The 17313-nt window shown below is 69.3% G+C and carries 24 protein-coding genes and 5 pseudogenes; 14 read left to right on the plus strand and 15 right to left on the minus strand.

The window, feature by feature from the left end; genetic code table 11:
- Position 1: 1 nt before the first annotated feature.
- Together LP418_RS27080 and LP418_RS27085 are read left to right on the plus strand one after the other, a co-directional pair.
- Positions 2 to 673: an MBL fold metallo-hydrolase gene (locus LP418_RS27080; RefSeq protein ID WP_257954382.1), complete on the plus strand. Its 672-nt coding sequence runs from the start codon at positions 2 to 4 to the stop codon at positions 671 to 673.
- Positions 670 to 1074, plus strand: a complete 405-nt coding sequence (locus tag LP418_RS27085) for a DUF1801 domain-containing protein (protein ID WP_257954383.1) — start codon at positions 670 to 672, stop codon at positions 1072 to 1074. Before LP418_RS27080 ends, LP418_RS27085 begins: the two co-directional genes overlap by 4 nt.
- Here the strand turns inward: LP418_RS27085 and LP418_RS27090 are convergent.
- The 5 genes and pseudogenes from LP418_RS27090 to LP418_RS31780 form a co-directional block, all read right to left on the minus strand.
- A complete protein-coding gene (locus LP418_RS27090) occupies positions 1065 to 1274 on the minus strand; it encodes a 2Fe-2S iron-sulfur cluster-binding protein (RefSeq protein WP_257957206.1) in 210 nt (69 codons plus the stop codon). The genes LP418_RS27085 and LP418_RS27090 overlap by 10 nt on opposite strands.
- Entirely contained in the window at positions 1180 to 2154 is a 975-nt protein-coding gene (locus LP418_RS27095) for a hypothetical protein (protein WP_257954384.1), read from the minus strand. Before LP418_RS27095 ends, LP418_RS27090 begins: the two co-directional genes overlap by 95 nt.
- Positions 2144 to 2446, minus strand: coding sequence for a hypothetical protein (locus LP418_RS27100; RefSeq protein WP_257954385.1), 303 nt, complete (start codon positions 2444 to 2446; stop codon positions 2144 to 2146). The genes LP418_RS27095 and LP418_RS27100 overlap by 11 nt, the downstream gene beginning before the upstream one ends.
- A complete protein-coding gene (locus LP418_RS27105) occupies positions 2446 to 3369 on the minus strand; it encodes a 3-ketosteroid-9-alpha-hydroxylase (protein ID WP_272496347.1) in 924 nt (307 codons plus the stop codon). Before LP418_RS27105 ends, LP418_RS27100 begins: the two co-directional genes overlap by 1 nt.
- 73 nt (positions 3370 to 3442) lie before the next feature.
- Positions 3443 to 3610: pseudogene (locus LP418_RS31780) on the minus strand (3-ketosteroid-9-alpha-hydroxylase); the annotation flags it as partial.
- Positions 3611 to 3647: 37 nt separating this feature from the next.
- Between LP418_RS31780 and LP418_RS27110 the strand changes: the two are divergent.
- The 5 genes and pseudogenes from LP418_RS27110 to LP418_RS27130 form a co-directional block, all read left to right on the plus strand.
- Positions 3648 to 4244: pseudogene (locus LP418_RS27110) on the plus strand (acyl-CoA dehydrogenase family protein); the annotation flags it as partial.
- 230 nt (positions 4245 to 4474) lie between these two features.
- Positions 4475 to 4825 (plus strand): acyl-CoA dehydrogenase family protein, encoded by a 351-nt coding sequence (locus LP418_RS27115; RefSeq protein ID WP_336276145.1) that lies wholly within the window; start codon positions 4475 to 4477, stop codon positions 4823 to 4825.
- A gap of 24 nt (positions 4826 to 4849) precedes the next feature.
- Complete coding sequence (locus LP418_RS27120; protein ID WP_257954386.1) at positions 4850 to 5953, plus strand: acyl-CoA dehydrogenase family protein; 1104 nt, start codon at positions 4850 to 4852, stop codon at positions 5951 to 5953.
- A 51-nt stretch (positions 5954 to 6004) separates the two neighbouring features.
- Positions 6005 to 6787, plus strand: a complete 783-nt coding sequence (locus tag LP418_RS27125; protein WP_257954387.1) for a GAF and ANTAR domain-containing protein — start codon at positions 6005 to 6007, stop codon at positions 6785 to 6787.
- Between the two features lie 200 nt (positions 6788 to 6987).
- Complete coding sequence (locus tag LP418_RS27130) at positions 6988 to 7110, plus strand: hypothetical protein (RefSeq protein WP_257954388.1); 123 nt, start codon at positions 6988 to 6990, stop codon at positions 7108 to 7110.
- Between the two features lie 63 nt (positions 7111 to 7173).
- Here LP418_RS27130 and LP418_RS27135 read toward each other — a convergent pair whose 3' ends face one another.
- From LP418_RS27135 to LP418_RS27155, 5 genes and pseudogenes are all read right to left on the minus strand, one after another.
- A complete protein-coding gene (locus LP418_RS27135; protein ID WP_257954389.1) occupies positions 7174 to 7923 on the minus strand; it encodes a hypothetical protein in 750 nt (249 codons plus the stop codon).
- Between the two features lie 366 nt (positions 7924 to 8289).
- Entirely contained in the window at positions 8290 to 8655 is a 366-nt protein-coding gene (locus LP418_RS27140; protein WP_257954390.1) for a hypothetical protein, read from the minus strand.
- A 45-nt stretch (positions 8656 to 8700) separates the two neighbouring features.
- Positions 8701 to 9537 carry an NAD(P)H-dependent flavin oxidoreductase gene (locus tag LP418_RS27145; protein WP_257954391.1) on the minus strand — a complete coding sequence of 279 codons (837 nt, stop codon included), beginning with the start codon at positions 9535 to 9537 and terminating at the stop codon, positions 8701 to 8703.
- Between the two features lie 280 nt (positions 9538 to 9817).
- Complete coding sequence (locus tag LP418_RS31785; protein ID WP_336276146.1) at positions 9818 to 10489, minus strand: AMP-binding enzyme; 672 nt, start codon at positions 10487 to 10489, stop codon at positions 9818 to 9820.
- A gap of 163 nt (positions 10490 to 10652) precedes the next feature.
- Positions 10653 to 11441, minus strand: a pseudogene (locus LP418_RS27155) (AMP-binding protein); the annotation flags it as partial.
- Between the two features lie 206 nt (positions 11442 to 11647).
- On the opposite strand from LP418_RS27155, the gene LP418_RS27160 reads away from it, so the two are divergent.
- The 4 genes and pseudogenes from LP418_RS27160 to LP418_RS27175 all read left to right on the plus strand — a co-directional run bounded on the left by LP418_RS27160 (position 11648) and on the right by LP418_RS27175 (position 12287).
- Positions 11648 to 11761: a hypothetical protein gene (locus LP418_RS27160; RefSeq protein WP_257954392.1), complete on the plus strand. Its 114-nt coding sequence runs from the start codon at positions 11648 to 11650 to the stop codon at positions 11759 to 11761.
- A pseudogene (locus tag LP418_RS27165) lies at positions 11758 to 11835 on the plus strand (hypothetical protein); the annotation flags it as partial. The gene LP418_RS27160 and the pseudogene LP418_RS27165, both read left to right, overlap by 4 nt.
- Positions 11836 to 11905: 70 nt before the next feature.
- Positions 11906 to 12055: pseudogene (locus LP418_RS27170) on the plus strand (enoyl-CoA hydratase-related protein); the annotation flags it as partial.
- A gap of 76 nt (positions 12056 to 12131) precedes the next feature.
- Positions 12132 to 12287: a hypothetical protein gene (locus tag LP418_RS27175; RefSeq protein ID WP_257957287.1), complete on the plus strand. Its 156-nt coding sequence runs from the start codon at positions 12132 to 12134 to the stop codon at positions 12285 to 12287.
- Here the strand turns inward: LP418_RS27175 and LP418_RS27180 are convergent.
- The 3 genes from LP418_RS27180 to LP418_RS27190 are packed head-to-tail and all read right to left on the minus strand — an operon-like array spanning position 12274 to position 14312.
- The gene (locus LP418_RS27180; RefSeq protein ID WP_257957288.1) at positions 12274 to 12891 is read right to left on the minus strand and encodes a hypothetical protein; all 618 of its coding nucleotides are present in this window, start codon (positions 12889 to 12891) and stop codon (positions 12274 to 12276) included. The two genes, LP418_RS27175 and LP418_RS27180, sit on opposite strands and share 14 nt — an antisense overlap.
- A gap of 43 nt (positions 12892 to 12934) precedes the next feature.
- Complete coding sequence (locus tag LP418_RS27185) at positions 12935 to 13939, minus strand: HNH endonuclease (RefSeq protein WP_336276147.1); 1005 nt, start codon at positions 13937 to 13939, stop codon at positions 12935 to 12937.
- The gene (locus LP418_RS27190; RefSeq protein ID WP_257954393.1) at positions 13827 to 14312 is read right to left on the minus strand and encodes a hypothetical protein; all 486 of its coding nucleotides are present in this window, start codon (positions 14310 to 14312) and stop codon (positions 13827 to 13829) included. The genes LP418_RS27185 and LP418_RS27190 overlap by 113 nt, the downstream gene beginning before the upstream one ends.
- A gap of 545 nt (positions 14313 to 14857) precedes the next feature.
- Between LP418_RS27190 and LP418_RS27195 the strand changes: the two genes are divergently transcribed.
- From LP418_RS27195 to LP418_RS27205, 3 genes are read left to right on the plus strand one after another with little or no spacing between them, the layout of a single operon-like run.
- Complete coding sequence (locus LP418_RS27195) at positions 14858 to 15136, plus strand: HAD hydrolase family protein (protein ID WP_257954394.1); 279 nt, start codon at positions 14858 to 14860, stop codon at positions 15134 to 15136.
- The gene (locus tag LP418_RS27200) at positions 15129 to 15467 is read left to right on the plus strand and encodes a hypothetical protein (RefSeq protein ID WP_257954395.1); all 339 of its coding nucleotides are present in this window, start codon (positions 15129 to 15131) and stop codon (positions 15465 to 15467) included. Before LP418_RS27195 ends, LP418_RS27200 begins: the two co-directional genes overlap by 8 nt.
- Positions 15468 to 15477: 10 nt before the next feature.
- A complete protein-coding gene (locus LP418_RS27205) occupies positions 15478 to 15957 on the plus strand; it encodes a phosphotransferase (protein WP_336276148.1) in 480 nt (159 codons plus the stop codon).
- A gap of 95 nt (positions 15958 to 16052) precedes the next feature.
- Here LP418_RS27205 and LP418_RS27210 read toward each other — a convergent pair whose 3' ends face one another.
- Together LP418_RS27210 and LP418_RS27215 are read right to left on the minus strand one after the other, a co-directional pair.
- Positions 16053 to 16655 (minus strand): UPF0158 family protein, encoded by a 603-nt coding sequence (locus tag LP418_RS27210; protein ID WP_257954396.1) that lies wholly within the window; start codon positions 16653 to 16655, stop codon positions 16053 to 16055.
- Between the two features lies 1 nt (position 16656).
- Complete coding sequence (locus tag LP418_RS27215) at positions 16657 to 17295, minus strand: plasmid pRiA4b ORF-3 family protein (protein WP_257954397.1); 639 nt, start codon at positions 17293 to 17295, stop codon at positions 16657 to 16659.
- Positions 17296 to 17313 lie beyond the last annotated feature (18 nt).

Consider the following 17313-nt stretch of genomic DNA (forward strand, 5'->3'; position numbering starts at 1 on the left):
GGTGACCTATGACGGGAACGTGACGCCCGGCGGTCCGCCGCAGGTCCGCCGGGCCGGATGCGTGACGATCACCAAGGTGGCCGTCGACGAGAAGATGTCCAACAACGCCTATCTCCTGCACTGCGAGGAGACCGACGAGCTCGTGCTGATCGATGCCGCCGACGACGCTGCGACCCTGCTCTCCCTGATCGGGGACCGCTCGCTCACGGCCGTCATCACGACCCACCAGCACTGGGACCACCACCGCGCGCTGGCCGACGTCGTGGCAGCCACGGGAGCGTCCGTCGTCGCCGGAGCGCCAGACGCTGCCGAGATCACGTCACAGACGGGGGTGCCCGTGACCCGGACGGTCGTCCACGGCGACCGGATCGCCGTCGGCACCTGCGACCTCACCGTGATCGCGCTCGCCGGCCACACTCCCGGCTCCATCGCGCTCTTCTGGGAGGACAGCTCGGGGCAGGGACACCTCTTCACCGGCGACTCGCTCTTCCCCGGCGGGGTCGGCAACACGTTCGGCGACGCCGCGGCGTTCGCCACCCTGATCGACGAGGTGTCGACCAAGATCTTCGACGTCCACGGCGACGACGTCTGGTTCTACCCCGGTCACGGAGGCGACTCGACGCTCGGCGCCGAGCGGCCACACCTCGACGAGTGGCGGGAGCGGGGCTGGTGACGGACCGGGCGCACCCCGGGGTCGATGCCTACATCGAAGGGCTACCGGACTGGCAGCAGGAGATCTGCCGTGAGCTGCGCGACATCGTGTGGGCAGCCGATCCGGAGATCGAGGAGACGATCAAGCGGACCGTCCAGCCCTACTTCGTCCCGGACGGCAACGTCTGCGCGCTGCTGTCCACCAAGGACCACGTCAACCTGTTCCTCTACGACCCGACCGTTCCCGACCCGCACCACCTGATCAACCGGGGCCACGGCAACGCCACCGGACGGGCGATCCAGATCTACCGGGGCGATCCGATCCACCGCGAGGCTCTCGTCGGGCTGCTGCGTGCCATCGTCGCCAACAACCGCGCCGGCGGGTGGCGCAAGCTCGGCCGCGAGACTCCTCCTCAGCTGTAGGAGATCTTCACCGGGTCCTCGGTGGCGGGCACGGACTGGCAGCCGAGGCGGATGCCCTCGTCGAGGTCCTCCTGCTCGAGCACGTCGTTGTGCAGCATCCGCACCTCACCGGAGATCAGGCGGATGGCGCAGGCGGAGCACTCGCCCTCGCGGCAGGAGTACGGCGCCTTGACCCCCTTCGACTCCGGGAAGTCCAGCAGCTTCGTCCCGGGCTGCCAGTCGTCGAAGACGTGTTCCTCGCCGTCGAGCTCGACCTCGACCTTCACGGGTCCCGAGGGCCCGGCCGGTGCAGCGTCCTCGGCCTCGTCCGCGTCGTCGGCGGACGCGATGACGGCCTGCGCAGCCAACACCTCCTCCACGTCTCCGAACGGGTTGCCGCCGAGCGAGACGAACTTCTCCCCGGTGGCGGCGGTCGCGCGGGAAGTCGAGGGCGCGCAGCGAGTTGGACACGGCCAACATGTAGGGCGCCGGGCCGCAGCAGAAGGACGTCCGGGTCGAGTACGCCGCAGCGAACTCGCGCAGCTGGTCCTCGCTCGGCAGTCCCCGGACCGACTCGAGCCAGTGGAAGACCTGCAGCCGGTCCGGGTGCTCGGCGGCCAGCGCGGCGAGCGCGGACGCGAAGATGACCGAGCTCTCGTCGCGGTTCGCGTAGAACAGCACGACCCGGTTGGAGTGCTGGGCCATCGCCGTACGGATGATCGACATGACCGGCGTGATGCCGGACCCGCCCGCGAAGAGCAGCAGGTCGGCGGACCAGTCCTTCGGGGTGAAGATCCCCGACGGGGGCAGGACGCGCAGGGTGTCCCCCGGGCGGAGCTCGGAGTTGAGCCAGTTGGAGGCGTAGCCGTCGACGGTCCGCTTGACGGTGACCGTCAGCGGCGAGCCGGGCGGCGTGCAGATGGAGTAGCAGCGAGCCGCGAGCCCGGTCCGGTCCGACGGCACCCCGACGGTGAGGAACTGTCCCGGCCTGAACGCGAAGACGTCGGCGGCATCAGCCGGCACCTCGAACACGATCGAGGACGCGTCGGCGGTCTCGGCCACGACCTCGCGCACCTCGAGGAGGTAGGAGTCAATATCCATCTTCGGCTCCGATCATGAGCTGTCCGTCGCGTACGGCGGCATCGATGCTCGCCTGCATGCGGGGACATGATGCGTGGACCGGCCGGCCTCCCGGCGCCCGGTCCAGCCGTCGGAACTCGGCGCACTCCCCCAGAGCCTCGGCGTGCCACTGGATCGAGGTGTGGTGCTCGGAGTTCTTCTTGACGCCGACGCGGGCCGGGCAGTCCGGGCAGGCGACCTCGGTCAGCCGGGCCTGCGTGTAGAGCCGCTGGTCCTCGAGGGTGTCGGCGCTGGAGGGGACGATGTAGGCCATCAGCTCTTGGTCTCGACGGGCTCAACCGGCGAGGAATCCTCGCCGGCCTTGCGCGCGAGGTTCTCCTCGACCTCGGCACGCCAGAACTCGTTGGCCTTCGTCGTGTCCACCTCGAACTCGAAGCGCTCGGTCATCTCCTCGGTGACGTCGGCGGCGTCGACGTAGAACTGCTCGTACCACCGGCGCAGCTGGTAGACCGGCCCGTCCTCCTCGCAGAGCAGCGGGTTCTGGACCGGGGCCTTGTTCAGCCAGATGTGCACGTCCTGCAGGAAACCGTCCCCGAACATGTCGGAGTACTTCGTGCCGATGTAGCGCGCCGTCTTGTCGTCGAGACCCTCGGGCTTCTCGACACACAGGCCGTACTGCAGCTTGAAGGAATTGGGGCCCGTCGGGATGTGGCAGTTGACCGGGATGACCTTGGTCAGGAAGCCCTTGTAGTCGGTCTCGAGCCAGTTGATCATGAACGACGGCCCGTAGTAGGTGGCCTCCGACTTGAGGATGAGGTCCTCGTCGCCGTACCCCTCCCCGGCCATGTCAGGACGCCCGGTCGACTCCATGAACTGGGTCGCCATGTGGCCCTCGAAGACGTTGCGGAAGTTCGTCGGGAAGGCGAAGTGGATGTAGAAGAAGTGCGCCATGTCGACGACGTTGTCGACGATCTCGCGACAGTGCGCGTTGGGCACGTCGATGACCTTCCGTGTCCAGTCGGTGTAGCGATCGGTGCCGATGCCCTCGAGCTCGGGCGGCAGGATGTCGTGGTCGGCCGGGCTGCCCTCGGCGTCGTGCCAGATCATCAGCATCCCGTTGCGGATCACGGACTCGTAGCGCTGCGTGCGGGCCCGGAGCGGCACGCGCCGGGCATAGGGGATCGCCTTGCACTTGCCGTCGCCGCCCCAGCGCCAGTCGTGGAACGGGCAGGCGATCTCGTCGCCCTTGACGCTGCCCCCGGGTCAGGTCGCCGCCCATGTGCCGGCAGTAGCCGTCCAGCACGTTGAGGTTGCCCTCCGTGTCGGACCACACGACAAGCTTGCCGCCGAAGGCCTCGATGCCGTGCGGCATCCCGTCGGCGAAGTCGGTGGCCGGGCCGAGGCAGTGCCAGCCGCGCGCGAAGCGCTCGGGAGCCGATCCGGTGTCGAGCATGCGGGTGTCACTCATGCGGACCATTATGGCGCAAAACGAGAACACGTTCTAGTCTGATGCCATGCACGTCGACCTTTCGCCCGAGCACCTCGCGCTGCAACAGGAGCTGAAGGAGTACTTCGACGCCCTCGTCACGCCCGAGCGACGCGCCGCGTTGTCGATGGCGGGCGCGGAGTTCGGTGACGTCGCGACGTACAAGGAAGTCATCCGGCAGCTCGGCACCGACGGCTGGCTCGGCATCGGCTGGCCGAAGGAGTACGGCGGGCAGGCGCGCTCAATGATCGAGCAGCTGATCTTCACCGACGTGGCGGCGGTGGCCGGTGTGCCGATCCCCTACCTCACGCTGAACACCGTCGGGCCGACGATCATGCGCTACGGCACGGCCGAGCAGAAGGACTACTTCCTGCCCGGGATCCCGGCCGGCGAGCTGCACTTCTCCATCGGCTACTCCGAGCCCGGCTCCGGGACCGACCTCGCGTCGCTGACGACGCGGGCCGTGCAGGAGGGCGACGAGTGGGTCATCAACGGCCAGAAGATGTGGACGTCGCTGATCCAGTACGCCGACTGGATCTGGATGGCCTGTCGCACCGACCCCGACCTGCCGCGCCACAAGGGCCTGTCGATGATCCCGGTGCCGGCGGACTCCCCCGGCTTCTCCTACACGCCCGTGCACACGGTCGCGGGAGTCGGCACCAGCGCCACCTACTTCGAGGACGTGCGCGTCCCGGTCGCCAATCTGGTCGGCGAGCTCAACGGCGGCTGGTCGCTGATGACCAACCAGCTCAACCACGAGCGCGTCGCGCTCACCTCCGCGGCACCCCAGACGCACTCCTTGGCCCAGTCGTCGCCCGGGCCAAGGAGACCGAGGACGCGGACGGGCAACGGATCATCGACCGTGAATGGGTGCAGGTGCTGCTCGGGCGCGCACACGCCCGCATCGACATGCTCAAGCTGCTCAACTGGAACATCGCGTCGTCCTCGGCGGACCTGTCCCCCGCGGTCGCCAGCGCGACGAAGGTCTACGGCTCCGAGCTCGCCACCGAGGTCTACCGCAGCCTGATGGAGGTCGTCGGGCCGCACGCGGTGTTGTCCGCCGACTCGCCGGGCGCGGTGCTGGCGGGCCGCCTCGAGCGCTACTACCGCTCCTCGCTGGTGATGACCTTCGGCGGCGGCACCAACGAGATCCAGCGCGACATCATCGGCTATGTGGGCCTCGGCCTGCCGGCAGCACGGCGTTGACCAGAGACAGGGATAGGCACTGACATGGACTTCGACTTCTCGACCGAAGCAGACGAGGCGGCAGAACTCGCCGCGACGATCCTCAAGGACCTCGCGACCCCCGAGCGCATGCGCGCCGTCGAGGCCGACGGAGACCGCTTCGACCACGACCTGTGGCGGTCGTTGGGTGACGCCGGCCTGCTGGGGCTCGCGGTCCCGGAGTCGTACGGCGGCGCCGGGCTCGGCCTCGTCGAGGCCCTGCGCGTCATCGTGGAGGTCGGGCGGACCGTCGCTCCGGTGCCGGTCGCGCCCCACGTCGCCTGCGCACTGGCCCTCGCCGAGCACGGCACGGACGCACAGCGCTCACTCTGGTTGTCCGGTGCAGCGTCGCGCGACCGAGTGCTCGCGGCCGCGGTGTCCGAGGACACGGAGGCGTTGCCCGCCCGGCCGAGCACCACCGCGACGCGCTCCGACGACGGCTGGGTGCTGAACGGCACCAAGACCCCGGTCCGGGCCGGGCATCGCGCCGACCTCCTGCTCGTCACCGCCAGCACCCCGGACGGTGTCGGCGTGTTCGTGGTCGAGGCGTCGGCCCGGGGCGCGACGACGGAGCGGCAGCGCACCACCGACGGAGACGTGGCGCTCCGGATCACCTTCGACGACGTCGCCCTCCCCGCCCACGCGCACCTCGGCGACGGAGCCGCCTCGCGGCTCGCGGACCTGCTCACCGTCACCGGCTGCGCCGAGCAGCTCGGCGTCACCGAAGGTGCGTTGGCGCTCACGGCGGCGTACGCAAAGGTGCGGGAGCAGTTCGGGCGACCGATCGCCACCTTCCGGGCGGTGTCGCAGCGGCTGGCCGACGGCTACATCGACACGCTCGGGCAACGGCTCACGCTCTGGCAGGCCGCCCGGCGGCTGGGCGAGGGCAGGCCTGCGGAGAAGGAGCTCGCCACCGCTGCCCTCTTCGCCGCGGACGCCGGGCACCGCGTGGCCCACACGGCCGTCCACGTCCACGGTGGGGTCGGTATCGACCTCGACGGCGAGACGCATCGCTACTTCACGGCTGCCAAGCGGTGGGAGTACGCGCTCTCCGGGACGACGCAGAGCGCGCTGGCCATCGGGCGCTCGCTCGCGGCGGAGCCTGTGTGATCAGCCTTCGGGGGTGATCTGGCCGACGAGTCGGCGTACCGTCGAAGAGTCATGAGCCCCTCTGGTCCGTACGACCCGGAATTCCACGACGCGCTCGGAGAGCTGCACTCCCCGGTGCTCGGCGTCGCCGAGGTCGAGTCGTTCCTGACAGACGTGGCCAACCTCGCCGCGGCAGCGGTGGAGACGCGGGCGGAGGTCGCTTGCGGGATCACCACGCGCTACGACCGCAACCCGGTGACATCGGCGGCCAGCGACCCACGAGCGGCGAAGGTGGACGAGGCGCAGTACGCCAGTGGGGCCGGTCCGTGCCTCGAAGCGATGTCGACGGGGCAGGTCGTCGAGGTGACCGACCAGCAGTCCGATCCACGCTGGGAGGCGTATCGCCGCACCGCGCTCGACCTCGGGGTGACGTGCTCGCTGAGCATGCCGCTCTTCGTCGACCAGTCGTCGGTCGGCGCGCTCAACCTCTACGGGTTCGGCCCCGCCGACTGGCTCAGCGGTTCGGGGCGCCAGCGTGCGGAGGTGTTCGCCGGACAGGCCTCCACCGCCCTCACCCCGGCACTGCGCTTCAGCGACCGGGCAGAGCGGTCCGGGCAGCTCGTCGAGGCGCTGCATGCGCGGTCGATCGTCGACCGGGCGCTCGGGATCTTGATGGTCGAGCAGAAGTGCGACTCGCGGACGGCCTTCAACCTGCTGCGGCAACGCTCGCAGAGCGCCCATCGGAAGTTGCGCGACGTGGCGACCGACCCGGTCGGAACGCGCGAGCGGCCACCCGCTCGCGGGCGGGACCCCGTTCCAGGGAACCGGTCGACCCCGGTGGTGCCTGACTGCTGACGAATGCGTCTTCACAGCCTCGCCCTTCCGGCGTACGGTGAGGGCGGTTGGGAGGTCAGCCGGCGGCGCGAGGTTGCCGCGAACGGTTCGATCGCAAGGACGCTCGATGCAAGACACTCCCCACTCCCGCGTGGGCAGCCCGCTGGATCGCCCGGTCGTCGCCGTACAGGCATGGGACAGGATCCCGCCACGCCCTCGCCATGCTGGCCCGCTGGTCTCGCTCCGCCGACGTCCCGATCACCACGCTCGCCAGCGCCGTGGTGGAGGGAACCGTCGACAACACAGGCACCGCCGAGGGGATGGCGGTTGGTCGGGGGAACTGATCGGGGGGACCGGGGTGCCGCGGCCCGACTCACGCAGTCGGGCCGCGGCTGTGCCTCTTCGGCTCAGCGCAGCAGTTCGGCGACCCCGTTGGTGAGCTTCACGTTGTAGAACCCCGAGTTGGCGTCGGTGTACCAGACGCTGCCGTTCTTCTTGTCCCACGCGGGCGCGGACATGGCGTAGGCCCCGGCGACGTCGGGGAACGTCGGGCGGCTGCCGGGACGCTGCGGCTTGTTGAAGTAGGCCACCTCGCGCGGGTGCTCGACGTCGCTGATGTCGAAGAGCCGCAGCCCCGACGCGATCATCGAGCAGCCGGCGATCTTCGGGTTGTTGTGACGCGGCAGCGAGCAGTAGTGCCCGGCATAGCCCTGCGCGGGGAAGTTGGCGCCGGGGTCGTCGTGCTGCTCACCGCGGTGCACGTCGGCCCGGTGCACCTCGAGCCGCAGCTGCGAGACCACGAACGGGTGGCGCGGGTCGTCGACGTTGATGATGCGGCCCGCGCCGACCGGCGCACCGGCACGGTCAGTGGCGTTCTTGAGCGAGAACATGTCGGCGAACTCGTCCATCTCCGGGACGTAGTCGTGGCCGTCCCGGGTGAACGGGTCGGCCGACTGCGGGATCGACCCCGCAGGCCACGTCAACTTCGAGAGCACCCTCGGTGTCGCGCCCGCGACCCGGTCATGCACCTTGCTCACGTCGAGGATGTCGAGCCCGGTGCCGCTCGCGAGGTCGAGGGTGCCCGTGTCGGGCTGGCCGATGTTGGCGGCATACATGGTGTCGCCGTCGGCGGAGAAACGCAGCCCGTGGTAGTTCACGCCGGGCTGGACCATGACCGGCACGGGAGCCGAGGGGTTGGTCAGGTCGATCGCGACCGGGGGTGCCGAGCGTGCTCGCGGTCCAGAAGGTCATCCCGTCGGGGGCGAAGCCGCTCTCGTGCCCGAGCACGCCGCTCGGGGTGCTCGAGAGGAGCTGGGGGTGACGGCAGTCGGTCCTCACGTCGTAGACGTCCATGACGCCCGGATAGGTCAGGGCGGTGCCCAGCGTCGCCACCGGGAGTCCACGCTTCCTGTTGAGGACCAGCGACTCGTGCGGGCTCAGCATCGCCGGCGAGGTGAGCGTCGTGGTGCGGCGCGGCTTCTTCGGGTTGTCCATGGCCAGCACGACCACGCCGAGGCCGTTGGTCAGGTTGTAGAGGACGTCGCGCGGGAAGACCAGCGTGCTGTCGTGGAACGCGCAGGTCTGTCCCTTGGCGTCGACGTATCGGTGCACCTTGAAGCCGCCCGCGTTGCCGCGGTGGGCGACGGCGCGCGCTTGCAGCGGTAGCCCCGGTCGACCCGACCCGACGCGTAGTCGATCGCGGGCACGCGGCCCCGGATGTCGGTCTCGGGGCGCGACCCCTTGCCGCACTCGGCGCGGGGCACCGGCTGCGGCTCCCGGCCACCTTGCGCCTGCCCGGTCATCGTGAGCGTGCCGACCATCACCACGGCGGCGGTCAGCACCGTCATGATCAGGCGGGCTCGTACGCGCGTGCGGTTCTGTTCCGTCATGTCACTCGCTCCCATGGTTCGGACAACGTCGACGTGTCCGCCGGGCTACGGAGCGTCCGGGTCGGCGGCGATCCCCGCGGCGCGTGCGGCTGCCTGCTCGAAACCGGCGACCGGGTCGGCCATCACGGTGGCGACCGGCCGGACCTCATTCATCGAGCCGACGATCTGGCCGACGGGCATCGACACCACGTCGGGGTCGCCGTGCGCGCTCATCCGACTGTGCGCATCGGAGACCAGCAGGTTCTGCAACGGCATCGGCAGCGGGGTCGGGGCGTCCTCCGACTCCCATGCACGGGTCCACTTCGTCTTCAGCAGGCGGGCCGGCTTGCCGGTGTAGATCCGCGTGCGGACGGTGTCGGCGCTGGTGGCACGCAGGAACGCATCGGTCATGCCGCGGTTGCTGTTGAGCTGTTGGTACTCCTCGGACGTCAGCCACACCGACCCGGTCCACACGCCCTGTGCCCCGAGCGCCGGGGAGGCGGCGACCTGCCGTCCCGTCCCGATGCCTCCTGCGCCCAGCACGGGCACGTCCGGACCGACGGCGTCGACGATCTCGGGGGTGAGCACCATGCTGGCGATCTCACCGGTGTGCCCGCCCGCCTCGTAACCCCGGGCGATGATGATGTCGACGCCGTTGGCGACGTGCGAGAGCGCATGCTTGGCGGCACCGGCAAGAGCAGCCACCTTCACACCCCTCGCGTGCGCCTGCTCGATCACGTCGACCGGCGGGGAGCCGAGGGCGTTGGCGATCAGCACCGGCCGGTGCGCCGGGGCGATGTCGACGTGCGACCGCGCGACCGAGTGCAGCCAGCCGAGCACGCCCTCGCGGCCCTCACCCTCCGGCAGCGGCGGGACGCCGAGCTGCTGGAGCGTGCGATCCACGAAGGACACGTGGTCCGGCGGGATCATCGAGGCCAGTCGACGCTGGTCCCCTCGGTCGGCACCTCCATCGGCATGACCACGTCCACGCCGTAGGGCCTGCCGTCGGTGTTGTCGTCGAGCCACGTCAGCGTGCGGTCGAGCTCGGCCGGGTCGTTGAAGCGTACGGCGCCGAGCACCCCGAGCCCCCCGGCGCGCGACACCGCGGCGGCGACGTGCTCCGAGGGCGTGAACGCGAAGATCGGGACGTCGATCCCGAAGAGGTCGCACAGCGCCGTACGCATCAGGCGTGAGCCCCCGGGGCCTGCATCGCGAGCTCCTTGGCCCGCGGGTAGTTGGCCTTGCCGGTGGCGCTGCGCGGGATCTCGTCGACGAAGGAGACCGAGCGCGGCAGCTTGTAGCCCGAGAGCTGGCCGCGGAGGAACTCGCGCAGCCCTTCGAGCGTGGGTGCCGTCCCCTCGCGCGCCCGGACGACGGCGCTGACCGACTGACCGTAGCTCTCGTCGGCGACGCCCACCACCGGGGCGTCGTAGACGTCGGGGTGGCCCTTGAGCGCCATCTCGACCTCTTCGGGGTAGACCTTCTCCCCGCCGGTGTTGATGCAGTTGGAGCCGCGGCCGAGCAGGGTGACCTTGCCGCCCTCCTCGATCCGGGCGAAGTCGCCGGGCACGGAGTAGCGCGTCCCGTCGACGGTGATGAACGTCTTGGCGGACTTCGCCTCGTCCCGGTAGTAGCCGAGCGGCACGCTGCCGGCGCGCGAGACGCCCGATCTGGCCGACGCTGGTCGCGGGGTCCAGCACTGGTTGGTCTCGTCGAGGACGACCGACTCGAGGCCGAGCGCGATCTGCGGCCCCTCGCCCTTGATGTTCTCCGAGTCCTGCAGGCCGGTGCCCCGGAAGCCGGTCTCGCTGGAGCCGACCGAGTCGGTGAAGAAGGTGTTGGGGAAGGCCGCCATCCAGCGTTCCTTCACCGGACGACTGAAGATCGCGGCGCTGCTGGAGACGGCGATCAGCTGGTCTGCCCGGTAGTCGCCGCGCTCTGTACTCCTCGATCAGCGGCCGTGCCATCGCGTCGCCGGTCATGAAGATCAGCTGCACGCCGTTCTTCTCGATGGTGCGCCAGACCTCCACCGGGTCGAACTTCGGCGCGAGGATCGTGCGGTGGCCGGCGAAGAGGTGCATCAGCATCGCCGCCTGCGCGCCGCCGTGCATCAGCGGGCTCAGCGGGAACGTCACCATCGGCTCACTGCTCGCCGCCGTCCTCGACTGGTCGAACTCCTCGAGCCGGTTGCCGGTCATGAAGTCGATGCCGCCTCCCAGCACCCGCCAGAAGTCGGCCTGCCGCCACATCACGCCCTTCGGCTGCCCGGTCGTGCCACCGGTGTAGATGATGTAGACGTCGTCGTCGGAGCGGGGCTCGAAGTCGCGGTCGGGGCTCTGATCGGCCAGTGCGTCGGCCCAGTCGATCCCGCCGTACGGCGATATGTCGGCGTCCGAACCGGGCTCGGCCGGGTCCGGGATCGCCACGATCGTCTGCAGCTTGGCGTGCTTGGGCGCGGTGGCCGCGACCAGCGGCGCGTAGGGGCGCTCGTGCAGCAGCGCGACGATGTCGGAGTTGTCGAAGAGGTAGTCGAGCTCGCCCTCGACGTAGCGGTAGTTCACGTTGATCACGACCGCGCGGATCTTGAAGATCGCCAGCAACGCGACGACGTGCTCGACGCTGTTCTTCGCGTAGATGCCCACGTGGTCGCCGGGTTGCACCCCGCGCGACTGCAGGAAGTGCGCGAGCTTGTTGGCGTCGGCCTCCAGCTCGGCGTACGACACGATGCGGTCGGCGACTCGGATGATGCCGCGGTCGGGGACGACGTCGACGGCGTGCTCGAAGAGATCGGCAATGTTGAGGGCCATGCTCGGAGACTAGAACACGTTCTTGTTTCTGACTAGGATCCCTCGCATGACGGACGAAGAACCGCACTGCTCAGTCTCGCAGGACGGTCATGTCCTGACCGTCACCATGAACCGGCCGGCGAAGAAGAACGCCCTCTCCAGCGAGATGCTGCAGCTGATGAGCGAGGCCCTGGGACCCGGCCAACTCCTCGGATTCGGTGCGGGTCGTGATCCTCACCGGGGCGGGTGGTGCGTTCTGTGCCGGCGCGGACCTGTCGGCGATGTCTGCCTCCCTCGCCCTCCACGAAGTTCGCGTCCGGGCGAGTTCGACCCAGCGGTGATCAAGCCGTTGCTGAAGGGCTTCCGCCTCACCAAGCCGCTGATCGCCGCGGTCGAGGGGCCGGCGATCGCGGGCGGGACCGAGATCCTGCAGGCCACCGACATCCGGGTCGCGGGTGAGTCCGCCCGGTTCAGGGGTGTCCGAGGTGAAGTGGGGGCTCTATCCGCTCGGCGGGTCCGCGGTCCGGCTCCCCCGCCAGATCCCCTACACCGTGGCCGCCGACCTCCTGCTCACCGGACGCCACATCACCGCGGCCGAGGCGCTGTCCTACGGCCTTGTCGGGCACGTCGTCCACGACGGCACGGCGCTGGCCAAGGCGCGGTCGCTGGCAGATCTCATCTGCGCCAACGGCCCCGCTCGCCGTCCAGTCCGTGCTCGCGACCATCCGCGCTTCGGAGGGCAAGCACGAGGACGAGTGCTGGGCCGAGGACGCGCGGCTCGGCGCGGCGGTGTTCGCCTCCGACGACGCCCGCGAGGGGCCGAGGGCGTTCGTCGAGAAGCGCGCCCCGGAGTTCACCGGGAACTGACGCTCACGACACCGCGAACCAGCGGTAGGGCAGAGATTGTTCGGACACCTCGAGTTCCAGCAACCCGAGAGATCGCACCGCGCTCGCGGTCTCGCTCTCGGCGTCCGAGGAACCGAAGCACCGCAGGCGCTGCGCCCCACTCCGCCACCCAGTCACGCAGGTGCCCGAGGATCACCACCCCGGGCGGTCGGCTGCCGGTGTCGTCGATCGCCCAGAAGGTGAGGATGGCGCTGTCCGCGTGAGCCTCTGCAAGCAGAGTGCCGGTGCGTGCCGCGTAGGCGGACATCGGGCGCAGGTAGGCGCAACCTAGCTCCCTGCTCGCGTCCGGCGACAGCAGTGAGCACGCGAAGGCTGCCCCGGATGCGTGTTCCCGCTCGTGCTCGGACAACAACGGCAAGTTGTCCTCCTCCGTGAAGCCGTCGGTCCGCCACAGTTCGGCGCTGTGTGCCTCGATCGCTCGAGGGCTCGACACAAAGGCCTCCGTGTCGCGCGCCAGCAGGTCCATCGTGAGCGGGACGACCGACAGGTCTGGAGTGTGGAACTCGCGCGGCAGCGGCCACGGGTGGGGGTTCACCCTGCCTATCTTCAGGCAGTGGGAGGTCATCCGCACCTTCGGGTGCTCCGAGTGCCCGACGCTGCCCCCGCCGTCAGGCTGCGGGGAGCAGCCGAGCCAGCAACCGCTCAGCTGGACTCAATGCGGCCGTTGCCCTCTCGACCCGCCTGACCTTCGCCTCGTGGATCGATGGTGCCCTCGAGACGTAGCGATGTCCCGTCGGGGTGACCATCTCGACGGTGTGGACCGGCCCGGGTCTCGGCCGGGCCTGCCAGCCGATGGCCTCCTTGGCGTAGTTGCACGCCTCGCAGAGTCCCTGCGCGTTGGCCGCGCTGGTGAGGCCGCCGTGCGCGGCCTTGACGATGTGGTCACGGTGGCGGACCGGGGCGTCGCACCGGGGAGTGCGGCACTGCTGGTCTCGCAACTCGATGAAGTCCGCGAGGTTGCCGTCGAAGGTGCGCTTCGTTGACTCCATGGCCACCAGCGCGCCGGTCCCGGGCTCCGCGAAGAGTCGCCTCAGACTGACTTCAACGCCGGCGTCCAGACCGTCGCGGATCCACTCACGCAGCAGGTCGGTCGGGATCGGACCGTAGCCCGGGATCGTGGCGGGCTCGTCACTTTCGCCCAGCAGCGTGTCGACGCCGACGACGACGTTGATGGCGAGTGCAGGAACGTTCGCGCCGCCCTCGCTCTGACCCGGGACGCGGGCGACCAAGGTGTCCGCCATGATCTGGCCGCGGCTGCGATCGTCGCCGTCGGCGACGAGTCGAGCGGCTTCGTGCTTCAGGGCCGCGAAGACGGCCACCCCGTCACGAACCGGTAGGGATGCCGTCAGCCGTGTCATGGTGTCGGGCGCGGGTCGCACGGTGACCGTGCGCTCACTCTCCGCACGACGTCGTCGCTCGGCCACGGATGCAGGGTCGAGACGAGACGCCAGCTTGCTGGCCGCTCGCTCCGTTTCGCGATCGCCCATCGCCGACAGACGGTCAACATCGGCCGCCAACTCCTCGTCGATCTCCCGGCGATGCTCGATGTCGAGGCACGCCGTCTCGCGAGCGAGGATCGTGGCACGCCATTCGGTGATGTGACCGCCGCGCAGCGTTCATGGTGTGCGGCATCTCGTTGGTGAGGACCTTGGCCAGCCCGAGGTGCCGGCTGCCTCGTTGCGGGGACACGCGCCTCGCGAGAGCGATCTGGTGGCCGATCCCCTCACCCTGCTTCTCCGGTCTGACTCCCCTGTCGGCGGCCCTTCGCCGCTGGGAAGAGTCGAAGGCAACGGCGATCGCGGCCTGCGCACCCTCGACCGCGCACTTGAGCTGCTCCAGCCCACGGAGCACGTCGATCCGCGTGGCGTCGTCGGTCGGGAGCGCGGTGGTCGTCACCTTTGCGAGCATCAGATCGACCTCGGCAGGCGCGAGCGCCGGGGGCGCGATGTGGCCTCTGGTGCTCGGCTTGTCCGTCGTCTCGATCATGTTTTCGACACTAGACGTGACCACCGACATTTGGATCTGCTGCGAGTTCTGGGGCCGACTCCCGGCCAGTGTTGATCTCGACCCAACCTCTCTGACTACTGTTCTCAGATGCTTGACACAGCAACGGGGCGCCCTTCGTCCGTCGTGTTCTTCGACATCGACGGCACCCTCGTTGCAGGGAACCAGTTCTGGCTCCTTTCTCGCTCAACGGTTGGGCCACGCGATCGAGGTTGACGCCGCAGAGAGTGCATACGCCGCCGGGACAATCGACAACCACGAGGTCTGCGCAATAGACGCGCGGGGTGGGCTGGAGCCGACGAGTCAGACGTCAGCCGGTGGCTCGGAGACCTCCCGCTCATCGCTGGGATCGACGAGACCCTCGCTTGGTGTCGGTCGCGTCGTGTCGTTCCAGTGCTCGCCTCACTCGCATGGGATCCCGTCGGCGCACACCGGCCAAGACGTTCGGATTCGTTACCCACTGTGGGCCTCGACTTCAGACCCGTGACGGCCGTTATACCGGGGAGGTCAGCCACCCCTTCGACGAGTTGGACAAGCGGGACTTCGCCCTCAGTTTCTGCCGCGAATTCGGTGCGGATCCAGCCGACTGCGTGGCCATCGGCGACAGCCGATCCGACCTGCCGCTGTTCCGATCTGTTGGATACAGCATCGCGTTCAACGCATCGTCAGAGGCCCGAGCGACAGCAACGGTTGCCGTGGACTCAAACTCCATGACAGATGCGATTCCGTGGCTTGACTCTTGGTTGGGTGTCGCCTCCGACGGTGCCGCCAGCACAGTTGACGAGGTGGACTCCGCCCATGGATGACGAGACGCTCGCGGGTGCGCTGCCGTCGCTGCTCGCCGATGTCTGGGGCATCGACAACCTCCGCGCACGGCCGCTGGGTGGCGGAATGAACTCCGCCACCGCCCTCGTCGAAACGAGTGATGGAGCGCGCTACGTCGCGAAGTGGTCGAGCGACATCGAGTCCCTGCAAGCAGGGTGCTCGACGGCGGCCGACCTTGCCGCGGGCGGAGTCCGCACGGGTGAGCCCGTCCCCTCCGAGGTCGGCGACTTGACCACGCCCTTGTCGGAGGGGGCGCTGGCGCTTCTTTGCCACGTTCCCCGGTCGCGAGCTGACCGGCGAATCGGCACATGAGCAGCTACTGATCGGAACAACGCTCGCCAAGGTCCACAACGGGGGTGCGCCGAGCACCTCACGTGGTCCGTTCATGAGCGAGTGGCTGTCCCCATCGAACGACGTGCTCGCGGTCGCGCACTGGCTCCCGACTGCACTCGCCGAGGTGAGGAGTGAGTACGACGCACTGCCGCCGCTCACCCGGACCCTGTTGCACACCGACCCCACGCCCGAGGCCTTCATCCATGAAGACGGCACCGGCGTCACCGGCTTGATCGACTGGGCGGGCAGCCGTCGAGGTCCGGCGCTCTACGACATCGCTTCGGCCGTGATGTACCCGGGCGGCCGGGAAGCGTCGCACCAGTTCCTGTCGTACGCCGCCTGTCAACGGCCCTCTCGAAGAGACAGAACTCGCGTGGCTGGACCCGTTCCGCCGGCTGCGTTGGGCGATCCGGGCCAGCTACTTCGCGAACCGCATCGTGGCAGACGACCAGACCGGGATCGCCGATGACCCGGAGCGCAATCACGAGTCCCCGGCGCGGGCACTGAGTGGTCTCGAGCACACCTGACCACCGACAACGGCGCTTGGGTGAAGCGTCAGCCCCCTCAGCCCACGCGAATTCCTTGGCCGGCGAGGAACGCTCGCGCGCGCCCCAGCTGGCGATCAGTGGAGAAGGCGTACCACTGATCGGCGAGGCCGTCGTCGTGGACCCGGTCGCGGAACCGCCGAAAGGCGCCCTTGCCTCCGATCGCCCGCAACAGCCGCTCCTGCAGCGCCTCGTCGCGCTGCCTCTCGGCAAACAGCTCCATGTCGCGCCATCCGTCTCGCGAACCAGTGCGGTGAAGGTAGATCCAACGGTCGGGCTCTTCCTCCACGTCGATCGCGGCGTCCTCCCCGACCATTGCTGCGTCAGCGGCGGATTCGCCGTAGACCACTCCCGTGTCGAGGTCGAGGTAGCCCCCGGACGACACGCTCACATCGCCCTCCAGTTCGGAGCTGAGCATGTCGAGGTCGACCGGCACGACTCGACCGACGAGCGGCTCACTGCGCAAGCAGGCCGGGAGATCCTCCGCCAGCACATCGTCACCGGTCCAGCCGCGCATGGTGAGCCGGTTGATCAGCGACAGCGACACGGGCTCGGCCTTCTTCCGATGCTGAGCCAGCGCCATCGGGACACCTGCCGCCAACTGTTGCAGCGCATCGTCCACGTCACGCCCGCTCACCGCGACCGGGGAAACGGGCCGCCTCTCCTGTCGCAATGGCTCCGCGCACCTCGGTCATGTCCAGCGCAGGCACCTGCGCCTGACCGGGCCACGCGTGCATCAGCATCGGGTCCGGCTGCGGGGGCCTCGGCGGTAGTGGGCTCTGCCCGTCGTCGTCCTCCCAGCGCCGCCCGTATTGGTCCGGGATGCCGCCCCAGCCCCAGTAGGGCAGGGGTTCGTCCGGACGGATGCCGAGCACCTCCATAGGGTCGACCTTCTCCGGACCGACGACACACCTGTGGACCCAGTCGTCACCGAGGTCGAACGTGAACTGGAACTCGTTTCCCGGCTGCAGCGTCCGGACGACCTTGGCCGACCTGATGTCCGTGTACACAGCCAACGGCCCGCCGGGCGATGCTGCGAGCTCCCTTCCGGTCTCCTCGTCGGTGACGACCCGCCCGTCAGCAAGGGTGAACATCGACAGGTGCGAGCGGTCCCACCGAGCGAAAGCGGCATTGACTGCGTCCGCAAGATCCATGAACGTGTGCGCTGGTCCCACCGCGAAGACGCGACCCGGCGGCGGCCACGCTTCCTCGCCGCGGCCACCGAGCAGCTCCACCGTCACCGACAACCGGGTTCGCGCCATCCCCCGAGGATGCCACCG

The sequence above is a fragment of the Nocardioides sp. B-3 genome, assembly GCF_024703895.1.
Lineage (GTDB): Bacteria > Actinomycetota > Actinomycetes > Propionibacteriales > Nocardioidaceae > Nocardioides.